Annotated in this window: 18 protein-coding genes; 13 read left to right on the forward strand and 5 right to left on the reverse strand. The window is 63.5% G+C overall.

Annotated elements, in window-relative coordinates:
• The first annotated feature begins 77 nt into the window (after positions 1-77).
• On the forward strand, positions 78-233 hold the full coding sequence (locus ACILRA_RS02695) for a hypothetical protein (protein WP_395660549.1): 156 nt from the start codon (positions 78-80) through the stop codon (positions 231-233).
• Positions 234-244: 11 nt separating this feature from the next.
• Here the strand turns inward: ACILRA_RS02695 and ACILRA_RS02700 are convergent, their stop codons facing one another.
• The gene (locus tag ACILRA_RS02700) at positions 245-664 is read right to left on the reverse strand and encodes a RidA family protein (protein WP_395660550.1); all 420 of its coding nucleotides are present in this window, start codon (positions 662-664) and stop codon (positions 245-247) included.
• Between the two features lie 147 nt (positions 665-811).
• On the opposite strand from ACILRA_RS02700, the gene ACILRA_RS02705 reads away from it, so the two are divergent.
• From ACILRA_RS02705 to ACILRA_RS02740, 8 genes are all read left to right on the forward strand, one after another.
• Positions 812-1,306: a single-stranded DNA-binding protein gene (locus tag ACILRA_RS02705; protein WP_395660551.1), complete on the forward strand. Its 495-nt coding sequence runs from the start codon at positions 812-814 to the stop codon at positions 1,304-1,306.
• 173 nt (positions 1,307-1,479) lie between these two features.
• Positions 1,480-4,200: a DNA gyrase subunit A gene (gene gyrA / locus ACILRA_RS02710; protein WP_395660552.1), complete on the forward strand. Its 2,721-nt coding sequence runs from the start codon at positions 1,480-1,482 to the stop codon at positions 4,198-4,200.
• A gap of 76 nt (positions 4,201-4,276) precedes the next feature.
• Complete coding sequence (coaD, locus tag ACILRA_RS02715) at positions 4,277-4,783, forward strand: pantetheine-phosphate adenylyltransferase (protein WP_395660553.1); 507 nt, start codon at positions 4,277-4,279, stop codon at positions 4,781-4,783.
• A gap of 52 nt (positions 4,784-4,835) precedes the next feature.
• Positions 4,836-5,348 (forward strand): peptidylprolyl isomerase, encoded by a 513-nt coding sequence (locus tag ACILRA_RS02720; RefSeq protein ID WP_395660554.1) that lies wholly within the window; start codon positions 4,836-4,838, stop codon positions 5,346-5,348.
• Positions 5,348-5,869, forward strand: coding sequence for a peptidylprolyl isomerase (locus ACILRA_RS02725; protein WP_395660555.1), 522 nt, complete (start codon positions 5,348-5,350; stop codon positions 5,867-5,869). Before ACILRA_RS02720 ends, ACILRA_RS02725 begins: the two co-directional genes overlap by 1 nt.
• Before the next feature lie 112 nt (positions 5,870-5,981).
• Positions 5,982-7,013 (forward strand): tRNA preQ1(34) S-adenosylmethionine ribosyltransferase-isomerase QueA, encoded by a 1,032-nt coding sequence (queA, locus tag ACILRA_RS02730; RefSeq protein WP_395660556.1) that lies wholly within the window; start codon positions 5,982-5,984, stop codon positions 7,011-7,013.
• The gene (gene tgt, locus ACILRA_RS02735; protein WP_395660557.1) at positions 7,010-8,137 is read left to right on the forward strand and encodes a tRNA guanosine(34) transglycosylase Tgt; all 1,128 of its coding nucleotides are present in this window, start codon (positions 7,010-7,012) and stop codon (positions 8,135-8,137) included. The genes queA and tgt overlap by 4 nt, the downstream gene beginning before the upstream one ends.
• A gap of 27 nt (positions 8,138-8,164) precedes the next feature.
• Positions 8,165-8,611 carry a CoxG family protein gene (locus ACILRA_RS02740; protein WP_395660558.1) on the forward strand — a complete coding sequence of 149 codons (447 nt, stop codon included), beginning with the start codon at positions 8,165-8,167 and terminating at the stop codon, positions 8,609-8,611.
• Between the two features lie 9 nt (positions 8,612-8,620).
• Here the strand turns inward: ACILRA_RS02740 and ACILRA_RS02745 are convergent, their stop codons facing one another.
• The 4 genes from ACILRA_RS02745 to ACILRA_RS02760 all read right to left on the reverse strand — a co-directional run bounded on the left by ACILRA_RS02745 (position 8,621) and on the right by ACILRA_RS02760 (position 12,623).
• Positions 8,621-9,436 carry an ABC transporter permease gene (locus tag ACILRA_RS02745; protein ID WP_395660559.1) on the reverse strand — a complete coding sequence of 272 codons (816 nt, stop codon included), beginning with the start codon at positions 9,434-9,436 and terminating at the stop codon, positions 8,621-8,623.
• Complete coding sequence (locus ACILRA_RS02750; protein WP_395660560.1) at positions 9,426-10,364, reverse strand: ABC transporter permease; 939 nt, start codon at positions 10,362-10,364, stop codon at positions 9,426-9,428. The genes ACILRA_RS02745 and ACILRA_RS02750 overlap by 11 nt, the downstream gene beginning before the upstream one ends.
• Complete coding sequence (locus ACILRA_RS02755) at positions 10,361-11,374, reverse strand: ABC transporter ATP-binding protein (protein WP_395660561.1); 1,014 nt, start codon at positions 11,372-11,374, stop codon at positions 10,361-10,363. The genes ACILRA_RS02750 and ACILRA_RS02755 overlap by 4 nt, the downstream gene beginning before the upstream one ends.
• An 88-nt stretch (positions 11,375-11,462) precedes the next feature.
• Positions 11,463-12,623: an ABC transporter substrate-binding protein gene (locus ACILRA_RS02760; protein WP_395660562.1), complete on the reverse strand. Its 1,161-nt coding sequence runs from the start codon at positions 12,621-12,623 to the stop codon at positions 11,463-11,465.
• Between the two features lie 122 nt (positions 12,624-12,745).
• Here ACILRA_RS02760 and ACILRA_RS02765 point away from each other — a divergent pair, with 122 nt between their 5' ends.
• The 4 genes from ACILRA_RS02765 to clpA all read left to right on the forward strand — a co-directional run.
• Positions 12,746-14,077: an 8-oxoguanine deaminase gene (locus ACILRA_RS02765; protein WP_395660563.1), complete on the forward strand. Its 1,332-nt coding sequence runs from the start codon at positions 12,746-12,748 to the stop codon at positions 14,075-14,077.
• A 10-nt stretch (positions 14,078-14,087) separates the two neighbouring features.
• On the forward strand, positions 14,088-14,909 hold the full coding sequence (locus ACILRA_RS02770; protein WP_395660564.1) for an alpha/beta hydrolase: 822 nt from the start codon (positions 14,088-14,090) through the stop codon (positions 14,907-14,909).
• A gap of 179 nt (positions 14,910-15,088) precedes the next feature.
• The gene (gene clpS / locus ACILRA_RS02775) at positions 15,089-15,412 is read left to right on the forward strand and encodes an ATP-dependent Clp protease adapter ClpS (protein WP_395660565.1); all 324 of its coding nucleotides are present in this window, start codon (positions 15,089-15,091) and stop codon (positions 15,410-15,412) included.
• 4 nt (positions 15,413-15,416) lie between these two features.
• The coding region (gene clpA / locus ACILRA_RS02780) for an ATP-dependent Clp protease ATP-binding subunit ClpA (RefSeq protein ID WP_395660566.1) at positions 15,417-17,551 on the forward strand (2,135 nt) is incomplete at its 3' end.

Genomic DNA, 17,551 nt, shown 5'->3' on the forward strand with positions numbered 1-17,551 from the left:
CCGTTTGTGCTGCAAGAGCGAAAGGCGCATGTTGAGGGTGTTCAAGAGAAGCCGGCCAACGGCCAAGGAGAAAGATCATGAACTGGATTTTCGACGCTTACACAAACGTTTATCAGACTGCCATGATGCAGTCACACAACCCGAAGCAAAATGTTGCACCTGCGAAGGAGCACATCCATGCCGGTCTTCCTGTCAAGCGAGTCCCGCTGTTCGGTCTGCTCGGCCGCCGCTGAGCCTCGACGTTTCATGAGGCTTCGGCTGATGTGGCCGGGGCCTCTGCCTCAGCCGCAGCCACCAGGTCGACTTCGACAACCAGCCGCGCATCCGCCAGGCCTGCCACGATGAGAAGCGTCGCGGCGGGCTTGTGCCCCTGCATGAAGCGGTCGCGCGTCTCCCGGTAAAGCGCAACATGCGCAGGGTCGGTGATGTAGACATGGGCGTCCACCACGTTCCGCTGGTCCATCCCGGCGGCGGCGAGCACGGCAAGGGCGTTTTCCCAGGCAAGTTGATGCTGGCGGGCCGGATCGGCGGGGATCTCTCCGGATACGGTCACGCCAATCTGCCCCGAGACATGCACCACCCGGTGACCCGGTGAGATTTCCATGCCTTGCGCATAGGCGGAGAAGGGCTTCGGGGCTTTGCTGGTCTCGATCGGCTTGAGCATCGGCGTGTTCCCTCACAAAAAATCACCTTACCGGCCTTGCTCTGGAACAAAAAGAGAACTATAAGCGGTGTGGATAAGGTTTGAAGCCCTGCTGTGCCGGTGCGAGGCATTGACTAGGGTGCGCGGGAAACAAGGAGTGTTGGTGTCATGGCTGGATCAGTGAACAAGGTCATCTTGGTGGGCAACCTCGGCCGTGACCCGGAAGTGCGTCACACGCAGGACGGCAAGCCCATCGTCAATCTCTCGCTCGCCACATCAGAAACCTGGCGTGACCGCAACACAGGCGAGCGCAAGGAAAAGACCGAGTGGCACCGCGTGGTGATCTTCAACGAGGGTCTCGCCAAGGTGGCGGAGCAGTACCTGAAGAAGGGCTCGACCGTGTATATTGAAGGCCAGCTGCAGACCCGGAAATACACTGACAAGGACGGTGTTGAGAAATACTCGACCGAGGTTGTGCTTCAGGGCTTCAACAGCACCCTCACCATGATTGGCGGCCGCGGTGGCGCGGGCGAGGGTGCGGGAGGCGGCTTCGGCGGCGGCAGTGACGAGTTCGGCCAGTCGAGCCCGATGGAACGTCCGCGCATGGGTGGCGCCAAGGCCCAGATTCCGTCCCGTGACCTCGACGACGAGGTGCCTTTCTGAGGCTGCTTGGAGGGCCTTTTCCGGCCTATTCGGGAATCGTGATTTAGGCCGGAAAATCAACAGCTTTTCATTGTAACGGCGGGGCTATCCACTTAAGTTGGGATAGCCGCCGAATCGCTGTTTTTTCTGCAGCGGTTTGATCGGTTTTGCCGGACATATTTCACAGGTTTTCCGTGGCCGATACCGACGACGAGAAGGGCGCGAAACCGCCCGCCAATCCTTCCGAGATTTCGCCGATCTCCATCGAAGACGAGATGCGCAGGAGCTATCTCGACTACGCCATGAGCGTGATCGTGAGCCGCGCGCTCCCCGATGTGCGCGACGGATTGAAGCCGGTCCACCGCCGCATCCTGTTCTCGATGAATGAGAACGGCTATGATTGGAACAAGGCCTACCGCAAGTCGGCCCGCATCGTCGGCGATGTCATCGGTAAGTACCATCCGCACGGTGACCAGTCGATCTACGACGCCCTGGTGCGCATGGCGCAGGACTTCTCCCTCAGGCTGCCGCTGATCGACGGGCAGGGCAATTTCGGCTCGATCGACGGCGACCCGCCGGCGGCCATGCGCTACACCGAATCCCGCATGGCCAAGGTGGCGCACGCGCTGCTGGAAGACATCGACAAGGACACGGTCGAGTTCCAGGCCAACTACGACAATTCCGAGCGTGAGCCCACCGTTCTGCCCGCGCGCTTCCCCAATCTGCTGGTCAATGGCTCGGGCGGCATCGCCGTGGGCATGGCCACCAACATGGCGCCCCATAATCTGGGCGAAGTGATCGACGCCTGCATGGCGGTGATCGACAATCCCGCCATCTCCATCGATGACCTGATCGACATCATCCCGGGTCCGGACTTTCCCACCGGCGGTTTGATCCTCGGCCGCGTCGGCATCAAGTCGGCCTCGCACACGGGCCGCGGTTCCGTCGTCATGCGCGCCAAGGTGCACACGGAGGAAATCCGCAAGGAGCGCGAGGCGCTCATCATTTCTGAAATTCCCTATCAGGTGAACAAGGCGCTGATGATCGAGCGCATTGCCGACCTGGTGCGCGAGAAGAAGCTCGAGGGCATTTCCGACATCCGCGACGAGTCCGACCGTGACGGCATGCGCGTGGTGATCGAATTGAAGCGTGACGCGATGGCGGACATCGTGCTGAACCAGCTTTACCGCTTCACGCCGTTGCAATCGACCTTCGGCATCAACAACGTATGCCTCACCGGCGGCCGGCCGGAGCTCCTCAATCTCAAGGACCTGCTGCAGGCCTTCCTCGCCTTCCGCGAGGAGGTGGTCACACGGCGCACCAAGTTCCTGCTCACCAAGGCGCGGGACCGCGCGCATGTGTTGGTGGGCCTGGCCATCGCGGTGGCCAACATCGACGAGGTGATCAGGCTCATCCGCACCTCGAAGGATGCGGCCGAAGCCCGCGAGGCCCTGATGGGGCGTGACTGGCCCGCCAAGGACATGGCCCCGCTCATCGCCCTCATTGCCGATCCGCGCCACGGGCTCACCGGGGAGGGCGCCTATCGCCTGTCCGAGGAACAGGCCCGCGCCATTCTGGAGTTGCGCCTGCAGCGCCTCACCGCGCTTGGCCGTGACGAGATCGCAGAAGAGCTGCAGACGCTCGCCACCGAGATTGCGGATTATCTCGAGATCCTGCGTTCGCGCGCCCGCGTCATGGGCATCATCAAGGACGAGCTCTCCGCCATCAAGACCGAGTTCGCCACGCCCCGCCGCACCGTCATCATGGAAAATGATGGCGAGGTGGAGGACGAGGACCTCATCCAGCGCGAGGACATGGTCATCACGGTCAGCCACGCAGGCTATGTGAAGCGCGTGCCGCTCTCCACCTACCGCGCGCAGAAGCGTGGCGGCAAGGGCAGGGGTGTCGGCGGCACCAGGGAAGAGGATTTCGTCACCAAGCTGTTCGTGGCCAGCACGCACACGCCCATCCTGTTCTTCTCCTCCGCCGGCATGGTCTACCGCCTCAAGGTCTGGCGGCTGCCGCTGGGAACGCCGCAGTCTCGCGGCAAGGCGCTCATCAACCTCTTGCCGCTGCAGCAGGATGAGCGCGTCACCACCATTCTTCCGATGCCGGAGGATGCCTCGACCGCCACCGGCCAGCAGCTGATGTTCGCCACCCGCTCCGGCACCGTCCGGCGGAACGAAATGTCGGATTTCGAGCAGATCAACCGCTCAGGCAAGATCGCCATGAAGCTCGATGAGGGCGACATGATCGCCGGCGTCGAAATCTGCACGGCGGCCGACGACGTGATGCTGACGACCGCCCAGGGCCAGTGCATCCGCTTCCCCGTGGAGGAGGTGCGCGTGTTCAAGGGCCGCGATTCAACGGGTGTCCGCGGCATCAGGCTTGATGATGGAGACCACCTGATTTCCATGTCCATCCTCCGCCACGTGGCAGCCACCGCGGATGAGCGCGCCGCCTTCCTCAAAATGTCGCGCGCGGTGGCGGGCGAAGAGGCGGATGCCACGCCCGCTGGCGGCGACGAAGAGGCCACGGCCGAGGCGATGATCAGCCAGGAGCGCTACGCCGTGATGGGTGCTGCCGAGCAGACGATCCTGACGGTTTCCGCCAACGGCTACGGCAAGCGCACCTCGTCCTACGAATACCGCATCACCGGCCGCGGCGGCAAAGGCATCGTCGCCATGGCGGTGAATGAGCGCAACGGCCCGCTGGTGGCCAGCTTCCCGGTGGAAAACGAAGACCAGATCATGCTTGTCACCGATGGCGGCCAGCTGATCCGCTGCCCGGTGGCCGGCATCGGCAAGAAGGGCCGCTCCACCCAGGGCGTCATCGTCTTCGACGTGGCGGATGACGAGCACGTGGTCTCTGTCGAGCACATCACCGACGTCGAGGAGGAGGAGGGCGAGGCCTGACGGCCTCTTGCCCTTCACTTGCCGTGACGTGCCGTCTGTGGCTAGCTTGCAGGATGGCACTCAGGGATCGCTGAACATGGCACGGACAGGCTTTTATCCCGGCTCCTTCGACCCGGTCACCTATGGCCATCTCGACATCATCGCGCGTTCAGCGCGGCTGGTGGACAAGCTGGTGCTGGGGGTGGGCATCCACCACGGCAAGCAGTCCATGCTTCCGGCGGAGACGCGGATCGCGCTGCTGGAGAAGGTCACCCGGCCGATTGCCGAGCATACGGGCATCAAGATCACGGTTGCCACCTTCGATGGTCTCGCCGTCGATGCGGCGCGCCAACACCATGCGGGGATCATGATCCGTGGCATCAGGGACTCGACCGATTTCGACTATGAGGTGCAGTTGGGCCAGATGAACGCCGCCCTGGCGCCCGACATCGAGACGGTTTTCCTCGCGGCCTCGCCGGCCACCCGCATGATCGCCTCCTCGCTGGTGAAGCAGATCGCCAAGATGGGGGGTGATACCACGCTGTTCATCCCCAAGGAGGCGCAGGAGGTGATGGCGGCGGCGCTGGTGAAGCCATCACATTGACTTTTTCTTGCGGTGCGGTCAGGAACGGCACCGAAAACCAATGGGAGACGACATGATCAGAAAACTGGCTCTGGCTGCACTGGCGGCTGGCCTTCTCGCAAGCCCTGCGCTCGCCGCCGAAAAGATCACGGTGGAAACCAGCAAGGACTGCTCGTTCACGATTTTGCTCAGGCCTGACCTGGCGCCCAAGCACGTGGCGCAGATCACCAAGCTGGCCGCCGCCGGCTTCTATGACGGCATCGTGTTCCACCGCGTGATTGACGGCTTCATGGCCCAGACGGGCGATCCGACGGGCACCGGCATGGGCAGTTCACAGGAGCCTGACCTTCCCGCCGAATTCACGCCCGAACCCTACAAGCGCGGCACGGTGGGCATGGCCCGCTCGCAGGATCCCAATTCCGGCAACAGCCAGTTCTTCATCATGTTCGCGGATGGCGACTTCCTGAACGGCCAGTACACGGTGTGGGGCCAGGTCGATGAGCAGGGCATGGCCTGCGTCGATCAGATCGCCAAGGGCGAACCGCCTGCAACCCCCGACAAGATGACCAAGGTAACGGTGCAATAATGGCTGACCTCGAAAACACCCTCTATCTCGACGTGGCCAACGCCAAGAACGAGCCCAAGGGCCGCGTCACCATCACGCTTCGCCCCGACCTCGCGCCCAACCATGTGGCGCGCATCAAGGAGCTCGCCCGCGAGGGTGCCTATGATGGCGTCGTGTTCCACCGCGTCATCGAGGGCTTCATGGCCCAGGGCGGCGACGTGCAGTATGGCAACACGGCGTCCTCCAGCTTCAGCCCCGGCCAGGCTGGCATGGGCGGCTCCAAGAAGCCGAACCTGAAGCAGGAGTTCTCGACGGAGCCGCATGTGCGCGGCGTGTGCTCCATGGCGCGCTCACAGAATCCGGACTCGGCCAACAGCCAGTTCTTCATCTGCTTCGGCGACGCTACCTTCCTCGACCGCCAGTACACGGTGTGGGGCAAGGTGACGGACGGCATGGACATCGTCGACGGCATCAAGCGCGGCGAACCCGTGCGTGAGCCGGACAGGATTGCGAAGCTGCAGGTCGCGGCAGACGCGAAGTAATCGACAAGCCGGCGTCATCCCAATTCCAAAAGGCATCACCCCGGCGAAGGTGTAGCGTCTCAAGAGATTGGGGTGATGGCCTGACGGGGCGGCGCCAGGAAGCCGAACCTCCATGCGCGTTTCCGATTTCGATTTCGACCTCCCGCCGGAGCGCATCGCGCTGCGGCCCGTCTCGCCGCGCGACGCCTCGAAGCTTCTGGTGGTGCGTCAGGAGGGGCGTGAAGATCGCATCTTCCGCGAACTCCCCGATCTGCTGCGCGCCGGCGACGTGCTGGTCTTCAACAACACGCGTGTCATTCCTGCGGCCCTGTCCGGTCATCGCTTTGGCCGCGGCGGCACGACGCCGAAGATCGAGGCGCTGCTCCATTTGCGTCTCGACGGGCACCGCTGGAAGGCCTTCGTGAAACCGGCAAAGAAGCTGGAAGCCGGTGACCGGCTGCGCTTCGGGGCGCTGGATGCGACCGTCGAAGCCAAGGGGGAGGCCGGTGAAGTCACGCTCGCCTTCGATCTCAACGGGCCCGCACTGGACGAGGCCATCGCCGCCGTGGGCGAGGTGCCGCTGCCACCCTACATCGCGGGTAAACGTGGCACCGACGCGCAGGACAGGCAGGACTACCAGACGGTCTATGCCGAGAAGGAGGGTGCGGTTGCAGCGCCGACGGCTGGTCTGCACTTCACGCCGGACTTGATGAAGCGGTTGCAAGACTCTGGTATATCACAGGAATTCGTTACACTTCACGTCGGTGCAGGCACCTTTCTGCCGGTGAAGGCGGATGACACGAATGATCACAAGATGCACGCCGAATGGGGTGAGGTGACGGCAGCCACCTGCGAGCGTCTCAAGGCGGCACGCGCCAGGGGCGGGCGCATCGTGGCGGTGGGGACGACCTCGCTGCGCCTGCTGGTGGCCTCCGGCCTCGAGCCGTTCTCGGGCACGACAGACATCTTCATCACGCCGGGTTACCGGTTTCGCGGCGCGGACTTGCTCATCACCAATTTCCACCTGCCGAAATCGACGCTGTTCATGCTCGTCTCGGCCTTCTCCGGCCTCGAGACCATGCGAGCGGCCTATGCCCATGCGATTGCCAATGACTATCGCTTCTATTCCTATGGCGACTCCAGCCTGCTATTCCCGGTCTCATGACCACTGAGTTCAGCTTCAGCCTGCACGGCACGGATGGCTCCGCACGGCGCGGCACCGTCCACACGCTCCATGGCGACATCCGCACCCCGGCCTTCATGCCGGTGGGCACCGTCGGCACTGTAAAGGGCCTCTATCTCGACCAGGTGGAGGGTACGGGGGCGGACATCATCCTCGGCAACACCTATCACCTGATGCTCCGGCCCGGGGCGGAGGAGGTGGCGAAGCTCGGCGGACTTCATCATTTCATCGGCTGGAAGCGCCCCATCCTCACCGATTCCGGCGGCTTCCAGATCATGTCGCTGTCCAAGATCCGCAAGATCACGGAGCAGGCGGCGATGTTCCAGTCCCACATCGACGGGCGGAAATACGAGCTCTCGCCGGAGCGCGCCATGGAGATCCAGCGGCTGCTGGGGTCCGACATCCAGATGCAGCTCGACCAGTGCATCGAATATCCGCACACCGAAAAGGAGGCCGAGAAGGCCATGCAGCTCTCGCTGCGCTGGGCGGAGCGCTCGCGCATCGCTTTCGGCAAGCAGCCGGGGCGTGGCAATTTCGGCATCGTTCAGGGCGGCATCAACCCGAGGCTCCGCAAGGAGAGTGCCGATGGCCTGAAATCCATCGGCTTCGAAGGCTATGCCATCGGCGGGCTCGCGGTGGGTGAAGGGCATGAGCTGATGCTGCAGGCCATCGAGCACACCATCCCGCACCTGCCCGAGGACCGGCCGCGCTACCTGATGGGTGTTGGAACACCGGAAGACATTCTGGAATCGGTGGCCCGCGGCATCGACATGTTCGACTGCGTGCTGCCTACGCGCTCCGGCCGGCATGGCCAGGCCTTCACCCGGTTCGGCAAGATCAACCTGCGGAACGCACGGCATGCGGACGACCCTCGCCCGCTGGATGCCGAACACCCATGCCCGGCGCTGTCGCAGTATTCGCGCGCCTATCTGCACCATCTGATGCGCTCGGGCGAGCTGCTCGGCATGATGCTGCTGTCATGGGCCAATATCGCCTATTATCAGACCCTGATGCAGGGCATCCGCGCGGCGATCTCGGAAGGGCGTTTCGAGGCGTTCCGCCTTGCGACGAAGGAACAGTGGAAGCGCGGCGATATCGCGGCATAATCGCGAAGGTTTTGGGAGGACTTAACGATGAAGCTATCCGATGAGGTGATCATCCCCGTGCCCCGGCAGAGGGTGTGGGAGGCACTGAACGATCCTGAGGTGCTGCGCCAGGCCATTCCCGGCTGCGAGGAGATCATCAAGACGTCCGACACCGAAATGGAAGCCAAGGTCACCGTGAAGATGGGACCGGTGAAGGCAAGCTTCAAAGGCGCGGTGACACTCTCCGATCTCGATCCGCCCCACGGCTACCGCATTTCCGGCGAGGGCAAGTCGATGATGGGCGGCGCCGTGGGTGGCGCCAATGTCCGCCTCGAGGAGGTGCCCGAGGGCACCAAGCTCATCTATGACGTCGACGCCCAGGTGACCGGCAAGATCGCAAGCCTGGCCCAGCGCTTCATCGAGCCCACGGCACGGCAGCTCTCGGGACAGTTCTTCGAAACCTTCGCCAAGCTTGCGGCCAACGAACAGGGCTAGTAGCGGCCGTTACTTTCCAGCCCCGCCGGTGTGCTCGCCCTCGCGTGTCAGGTAATAGGCGGCGAGGATGGGAATGAAGGTGACGATGATCACGAAGATCGCCACCACATTGGTGATCGGGCGCTGGCGCGGCCTGATGAGCTCGTTCAGCATCCAGATGGGAAGGGTGGTCTGCTGGCCCGCTGTGAAGGTGGTCACGATCACCTCATCGAAGGACAGCGCGAAGGCCAGCATGCCGCCTGCCAGCAAGGCGCTGCCGATCTGCGGCAGCACCACGTAGCGGAAGGTCTGGAAACCATCGGCGCCGAGGTCCATCGACGCCTCGATCATGCTGCCGGCGGTGCGCCGGAAGCGGGCCAGCGCATTGTTGTAGACCACCACGATGCAGAAGGTGGCGTGGCCCAGCACGATGGTCCAGGTCGAGAAGGGAATGTCCATCACGCTGAAGGCGGAGCGCAGCGAGATGCCGGTGATGATGCCGGGAAGCGCGATCGGCAGGATGAACAGCAGCGAGATATAATCCCGCCCGAAGAACCTGGCGCGCGAGACGGCAGCGGCCGCGCAGGTTCCGAGCACCAGCGCAATCAGCGTGGCAATCGAGGCGACTTTGAGCGACAGCCAGATGGCGTCCCAGATATCTTGCCGCTCCCACACCACGCCGAACCATTTGAGCGTGTAGCCGGGCGGCGGGAACTCATAGCTCTTTTCTTCCGTGGTGAAGGCATAAAGGAAGATCAGGAGCAGCGGGACATGCAGGAACAGCAGCCCGCCCAGCGCCGCGAGGCTCAGCGCCAGCGGCGGCTTCTGGCTGGGTTCAGAGCGCATCGAAGGCCCCCATGCGCTTGGCGATGGCGAGATAGATGAGCATCACCACGATGGGCACCACGGTGAAGGCGGCGGCGAGCGGGATGTTCCCCGCCGTGCCCTGCAGCGTATAGACCGCCTGTCCCAGGAAGAAGCTCGAATTGCCGATGATCTGCGGGATGATGTAGTCGCCCAGCGTCAGCGAAAAGGTGAAGATCGATCCGGCGATGAGGCCGGGCAGCGCCAGCGGCAGGATCACGGCGCGGAAGGTCTGCCCCGGCTCGGCACCGAGATCAGCCGATGCCTCGATCAGATTGCCCGGCACGCGCTCCAGCGCTGCCTGCGTGGGCAGGATCATGAAGGGCAGCCACACATAGCAGAAGACGAGGAATGTGCCGATGTAGCTGAAGGAGAGTGAAGGTCCGCCGATCACCGGGATGGCCAGCAGCCCGTCCAGCGCCCAGGTCAGGTGAAGCTTGGCGGCAAGCCAGCTGATGATGCCTTCCTTGGCGAGGATCAGCTTCCACGCATAGACCTTGACCAGGTAGCTGGACCATAGCGGCAGCATGATGAGAAGGTAGAACACGGCCTTCCATTTGCCCTTGGCATAGCGCGCGGCATAGTAGGAAATCGGCAAGGCCATGATGGCGCAGCCGATGGTGACCGCGGCCGACATGACGAGCGACCGGATGATGACATCGAGATTGGAGAGCCTCAGGAGCTCCCCGTAGGTCGCCAGGGTGAAGTCATAGACGATGAGCCCCGAGAACTCGTCGATTGAATAGAAGCTGTGCAGCAGCAGTGCAAAGAGCGCGCCCAGATAGACGATGCCGAGCCACAGGAGCGGCGGCACCAGCAGCAGCAGGAGAAGGAAAGAGGGGCGGCGAAAGAAGATGTCCGACAGGCGCCGCGTGAAGCCCCCCTCCAGCGGAATGACGGCAGCCGTCATGTCTCGCGCTCCATCACATGGATGGCCTCACGCGCCCAGTGCAGCGTCAATGCCTCGCCCTCGCGGAACTTGCCGAGCGATGAGGGCGCCATCACGTTGATGGCAGCGCCATCGGCCGTTTCGGTGTTGAGACGCGTTCCCGCACCCTGATAGTGCACGGCCTTGACCTTGACCCGGGCCTGGAGGCGGCCAGATGGCGCCTCGCCCTCGCGCAGGATCACGATCTTTTCGGGCCTCAGGCTGATCCAGCTTTCAGGTCCGCCCACGGCCCTGGCGATGGCGGGCGAAAGCACGTTTGAGGAGCCCACGAAGTCCGCCACGAAGCGGGTCTGGGGCCGCTCATAGACGTCCTCTGGGGTGCCCACCTGCGCGATCTTGCCATGGTTGAAGATGGCGACCCGGTCAGCCATGGACAGCGCCTCGCCCTGGTCATGGGTGACGAAGACGAAGGTGATGCCGAGGTTGCGCTGCAGGGTCTTGAGCTCCACCTGCATCTGCTCGCGCAGCTTGAGGTCAAGCGCGCCGAGCGGCTCGTCCAGCAGCAGCACCTTGGGTTGGTTGACGAGGGCGCGGGCCAGCGCCACGCGCTGCCGCTGCCCGCCGGAGAGCTGTGACGGGCGGCGTTGGCCGAAGCCGGGAAGTGCGACCAGCGCCAGGGCCTTCTCCGCCTCCGCCAGCCGCTGTTGCTTGTCGACGCCGCGCACCATCAGCCCATAGGCGACGTTTTCCAGCACCGTCATGTGGGGGAACAGGGCATAGTCCTGGAACACGGTATTGACGTTGCGCCGGTAGGGCGGAACGCCCTCCGCGGTGGCGCCGAAGATCTCGATGTGGCCGGAACTGGGCTGCTCAAAGCCCGCGATGAGCCGGAGGCAGGTCGTCTTGCCGGAGCCTGAGGGGCCGAGCAGCGCGAAGAACTCGCCCTCGGCAATGTCGAGCGACACGTCGTCGACGGCGCGCACCTGCCCGAAGTGGCGGCTCACGTGCTGGAATGTGACGGCAGTGGTCATGACGCTTCCTGGCGGGCGGCCTTTTGCAGAACGAGGATCCCCGGGAACATGCGCCCCGGGGACCCCATCATGGTGAATGCCGCGTTGCTCAGCGGCCGCCGAGCACGGCGATCATGTCGGTGACCCAGCGGTAATAGGGCACGCAGCCAGCCGACTGGCTTTCGCACTTGGCGACGGGCGTGCGCCAGAAGTGGATCTTCTCGAAGTTGCCCATGCCGTTGGTGTCGCAGCCGGCATCACCCAGCAGTGCATTGCCCTTGCAGGCGGCGGGAACGGACGGAACCGAGCCGAACCAGGCAGCAAGGTCACCCTGGAGCTTGGGGTTGATCGAGTGCTCGAGCCACATATAGGCGCAGTTGGGGTGCGCCGCCTCGGCGTGCATCATGGTGGTGTCGGCCCAGCCGGTGGCGCCTTCCTCCGGAATGGTGGAGGCGATCGGCTGCTTGTCGGCCTTGAGCAGGTTCACCTGGAACGGCCAAGACGAGGAGGCCACGACACCTTCATTCTTGAAGTCGTCGATCTGCATGAATGCATCATGCCAGTAGCGGCCAACCAGCGGCTTCTGGGCGCGCAGCAGGTCGAGGGCGGCCTTGTACTGCTCTTCCGTCAGCTCATAGGGGTCCTTGATGCCAAGCTCCGGCTTCTTCGCCATCAGGTAGAGGGCGGCATCCGCAATGTAGATCGGGCCGTCGAAGGCCTGCACGCGGCCCTTGTTCGACTTGCCGTCGGACAGGGTCTGCTCTTCGAACACGACCGACCAGCTCTTCGGGGCTTCCTTGAAGACATTGGTGTTGTAGGCCAGCACGTTGGCGCCCCACTGGTAGGGAACGCCGTAATGCACGCCGCCCACCGTGTGCCACGGCGCCTTCTGCAGGCGCTCGTCCACCGTCTTGAAGGAGGGGATGAGGTCGACATTGATCGGCTGCACGCGCTTGCCCGAGATGAGGCGCAGCGAGGCGTCGCCCGAGGCGGTGACGAGGTCGAACCCGCCCTCGTTCATCAGCGCCACCATTTCATCCGAGGTGCCGGCGGTCTTGATGTTTACCTTGCACTGGGTCTTGGCTTCGAAGTCCGTCACCCAGTCGAAGTTCTTGTCGGTCTGGCCGCGCTCGATGTAGCCCGGCCATGCGACGATATCGACCTGGCCTTCGCCCGCGCCGATTTCCGTCTTCATTTCCTGTGCCATGGCGATGCCGGTGACGGCTGCAAGCGCCGCCAGCGATGCAATCGCTGTCTTCATGAAGGTCATGATCTGTTTTCTCCCTGTGGGCCCCGCGGCTCACCTTATTGGCGTCGTCCGCCGGCCCGTGCCATACATTGTGAACCGAAGTGCCGGGCTTGTGCAACCCCGGCCCGGCAGCGGGGTATGAAATGTCGGGTCTTCTCATCAAGTCACCGCTCGCCGTCCTGGGCCACCAGGACTGTGCCGGAATCGTCCTGCGCGATGGGCGCATTGCGGAGGTTCTGAAGCCGGGACAAGCGCCGAGCGCCCGCGTGGATGACGTCTTTGACGCCTCGCGCCACGTTGTTCTGCCGGGCCTGGTCAATACCCACCACCATTTCTACCAGACGCTGACGCGGGCCCATCCGCAGGCCATCAACAAGAAGCTCTTCGACTGGCTGAAGGCACTTTACCCCGTGTGGTCCCGCCTCACGCCGGAGGCGGTGCGCCTGTCGACTCGGCTGGCGCTGACGGAACTTCTCATGTCGGGTGTCACCACCACGTCCGATCACCACTATCTGTTTCCAGCCGATCTCGGTGAGGCGATGGACATCCAGGTCGAGGAGGCGCGCCGCCTCGGCATCCGCATGACGGTGACGCGCGGATCGATGAACCTTTCGGAAAAGGATGGCGGCCTGCCGCCCGATTCGGTGGTGCAGGACGAGGACGAGATCCTCGCTGATTGCGAACGCGTCATCGGCAAGTATCACGAGCGCGGCGAGGGTGCGATGATCCAGATCGCGCTGGCGCCATGTTCCCCCTTCACCGTAACGAAATCACTGATGTGCGCCTGTGGCGACCTGGCTGAAAAGCATGATTGCCGCCTGCACACGCATCTTGCCGAAACCCGGGATGAGGACGCCTTCTGCCATTCCGTTTTCGGCATGAGCCCCCTCGACTATCTCGAGGATGTAGGCTGGCTCAATTCCCGCACCTGGCTGGCGCATGGCATTCATTTTTCGGATGGCGATGTGAAGCGCCTGGGCCAGCACGGGGTGGGGGTCTGCCATTGCCCCACGTCCAACATGGTGTTGGCCTCCGGCCAGTGCCGCACGCGGGAACTCGAGGCGGCGGGCGCCCCGGTGGGGCTTGGCGTGGACGGTTCCGCCTCAAACGATTCCTCCAATCTCATGGAAGGTGTTCGCCACGCGCTGATGATCAACCGGCTGACCTATGACGCGTCGGTGACCCATCTCGACGCGCTGCGCTGGGCCACCAAAGGCTCCGCGGCCTGCCTTGGCCGCAGCGACATCGGCGAGATTGCCGTGGGCAAACAGGCGGACCTCGCCATGTTCACGCTCGACGAGCTGCGCTTTTCTGGCGCTGGAGACCCGGTCGCCGCCCTGGTGCTGTGCGGTGCCCACCGCGCCGACCGGGTCATGGTGGGCGGCAAATGGCGCGTCGTCGATGGACTGCCCGTGGGGGTTGATGTCGCTGCCCTGCGTGCCGCCCATGGCGAAGCGGCCCGGCGCTTCCTGTGAGTGAGAGAGAATGAACATGGACCTTACCGCCGACTACAACAACCGGGCCCGCGTGCCGGATCATCCCGCCTATATTTCCCGCTGGCATGCCGAGGCGAAGGCCTGGCGGGAGGTGGCGGATTGTGACCTGGACCTGTCCTATGGCGCCCTGCCGCGCAACCGTTACGACCTGTTCCGGGGTGCCGGTGGCGGCGGGCAGGGGCCCATCGTGGTGTTCATCCACGGCGGCTACTGGCTGAATTTCGACAAGTCCGTGTTCAGCCATGTGGCGCGCGGGCCCAATGCCCACGGCCTCGACGTGGCGGTGCCGAGCTACACCCTGTGCCCGGAGGCCTCCATCCCCGCCATTATTGATGAAATGCGCCAGTTCTGCCTGTATCTGGGAAAGACGTACCAGCGCCGCCTGGTGGTGACCGGCCATTCCGCCGGGGGCCACCTCGCGGCCTGCATGGCGGCCACGGACTGGGCGCTCTACGGGGCAGATCCCGGGCTCGTTCAGGCCGGTCTCTCGATCAGCGGCCTGTTCGACCTGCGGCCGCTGATGGCCACCCCCATGAACGAGAGCCTGAGGCTTTCGGTGACCGATGCCGTTGCGGCCAGCCCGCTGCTGTGGCCCATGCCAAATGCCATGCCCTTCGATTCCTGGGTGGGCGGCGCCGAAAGTGCCGAATTCCTGCGCCAGGCGCTGTCACTTGCGGCGGCATGGACGGGGCTGGGCATCGCCAGCCCTTATGTGGAATTGCCAGGGGAGAACCACTTCGGCATCGGCGACCTGATGCGCGAGCCCGATCATGCAATGACGCGGCGCATCACCGAACTGGCCGCCGCGTGAAGACCGAAACTGCAGGGAATTCTGGCCGACCAGGAATGGTTTGTCCAGAGCCTGAACCCAGTCCTGCGACCAACCCGCCCCGGGCGAGACATGTCAGGTTCGGACGAATTGCCGCCGCCCGAATTTCGCCGTGAATAACCTCTCCACAATCGAGGGGAAGCACCTATATACTCGCTCTCATGCCGAAACAGCCGAACCACAAAGACGAAAATCAGACAGGGGTCATCACCCGTACTGAGGCGAAGACCAAGAAACCTTCGCTTTACAAGGTCCTGCTCCTCAACGACGATTACACGCCGATGGAATTCGTCGTGCTCGTTCTCGAACGGTTCTTCGGCAAGGGACGCGAAGAGGCCACCCGCATCATGCTGCACGTCCACCAGAAGGGCGTTGGCGTATGTGGGGTATACACGTTCGAAGTGGCGGAGACGAAAGTGACGCAGGTCATGGACTTCGCCCGCAACAACATGCACCCTCTCCAGTGCACGATGGAAAAGGAATAGGCCAATGCCGACATTCTCCCGCAGTCTCGAAAAGGCGCTGCACCGCGCCCTGGGCTTGGCCAACGAACGCCGCCATGAATATGCGACGCTCGAGCACCTGCTGCTTTCGCTGATTGACGACAAGGACGCCGCCGCCGTCATGAAGGCCTGCAACGTCGATCTCGACGTGCTGCGCCGCAGCCTGACCAACTACATCGACACCGAGCTTGGCCAGATGATCGCCGCCGAGCGTGAGGATTCGAAGCCCACCGCCGGTTTCCAGCGCGTCATCCAGCGCGCCGTCATTCACGTCCAGTCCTCTGGCCGCGAGGAAGTGACGGGCGCCAACGTGCTCGTCGCCATCTTCGCGGAGCGCGAGAGCCACGCCGCCTTCTTCCTGCAGGAGCAGGACATGACGCGTTATGACGCCGTCAACTATATTTCCCATGGCATCGCCAAGCGTTCCGGTCTTTCCGAAACACGCCCCGTGCGTGGCGTCGATCAGGACCAGCAGAACGCTGCCGGAAACGAGAGTGGGGAGGAGGGCGGTCCGAAGAAGAAGGGCGATGGCGACGCGCTCGACGCCTATTGCATCAACCTCAACAAGAAGGCCGGCGAGGGCAAGATCGACCCGCTGATCGGGCGCGAGCAGGAAGTGCGCCGCACCATCCAGATCCTCTGCCGCCGCCAGAAGAACAACCCGCTCTTCGTGGGCGACCCGGGCGTTGGCAAGACGGCCATTGCCGAGGGCCTCGCCCGCAAGATCATCAATGGCGAAGTGCCGGAGGTGCTGCTCAACTGCACGGTCTATCAGCTCGACATGGGCACGCTTCTGGCTGGCACCCGCTATCGCGGTGACTTTGAGGAGCGCCTCAAGGCGGTGGTGAAGGAAATCGAGGCGCGCCCTGGCGCCATCATGTTCATCGACGAGATCCACACGGTGATCGGCGCTGGCGCCACCTCGGGCGGCTCCATGGATGCTTCGAACCTCTTGAAGCCGGCGCTGGCCAATGGCTCGCTCCGCTGCATTGGCTCCACCACCTACAAAGAATACCGCCAGCACTTCGAGAAGGACCGCGCCCTGGTGCGCCGCTTCCAGAAGATCGACGTGAACGAGCCCTCGATTCCGGACGCGATCGAGATCCTCAAGGGCCTCAAGCCCTATTACGAGGAGTTCCACAAGGTCCGCTACACCGATGACGCGATCGAGACCGCGGTGCAGCTATCGGCCCGCTACATGGCTGACCGCAAGCTGCCCGACAAGGCGATCGACGTGATCGACGAGACCGGTGCATCCCAGATGCTCGTGGCTGAAGACAAGCGCCGCAAGGTGATCGGCGTGCCGGAGATTGAAGCCACCATCGCCACCATGGCCCGCATCCCGGCCAAGAACGTGACGAAGGACGACGCCACGGTCCTCAAGAACCTTGATGCTGACCTGAAGCGCATGGTGTTCGGCCAGGACAAGGCCATCGAGTCGCTCGCCGCCTCGATCAAGCTGGCCCGCGCCGGCCTGCGCGAGCCCGAGAAGCCCATCGGCAGCTATCTCTTCTCCGGCCCCACGGGTGTGGGCAAAACCGAGGTGGCCAAGCGGCTGGCGGAAGTGCTCGGCGTCAACATGCTGCGCTTCGACATGTCTGAATATATGGAGCGCCACTCCGTCTCGCGCCTCATCGGCGCACCTCCCGGCTATGTCGGCTTTGACCAGGGCGGGCTGCTGACGGACGGCATCGACCAGCATCCCTATTCCGTGCTGCTGCTGGACGAGATCGAGAAGGCCCACCCGGACCTGTACAACATTCTCCTGCAGGTGATGGACCATGGCAAGCTGACGGACCACAATGGCAAGTCGGTGGACTTCCGTAACGTCATCCTGATCATGACCACCAATGCCGGCGCGCAGGACATGGCGCGCGAGGCCATCGGCTTCGGCAACAGCGTCCGCCAGGGCGATGACATGGAAGCGATCCAGCGCCTGTTCACGCCGGAATTCCGCAACCGGCTCGATGCGGTGATCCCCTTCGGGCATCTTCCGCCGTCGGTGGTCCGCAAGGTCGTCGAGAAGTTTGTCATACAACTCGAAGCGCAGTTGGCGGAACGTCAGATCAACATCGAGCTGTCGTCTGATGCTGCTGATTGGCTGGCAACGAAGGGTTATGA

This window comes from Aestuariivirga sp., assembly GCF_044239095.1.
In the GTDB taxonomy this organism is placed as follows: Bacteria; Pseudomonadota; Alphaproteobacteria; order Rhizobiales; family Aestuariivirgaceae; genus Aestuariivirga.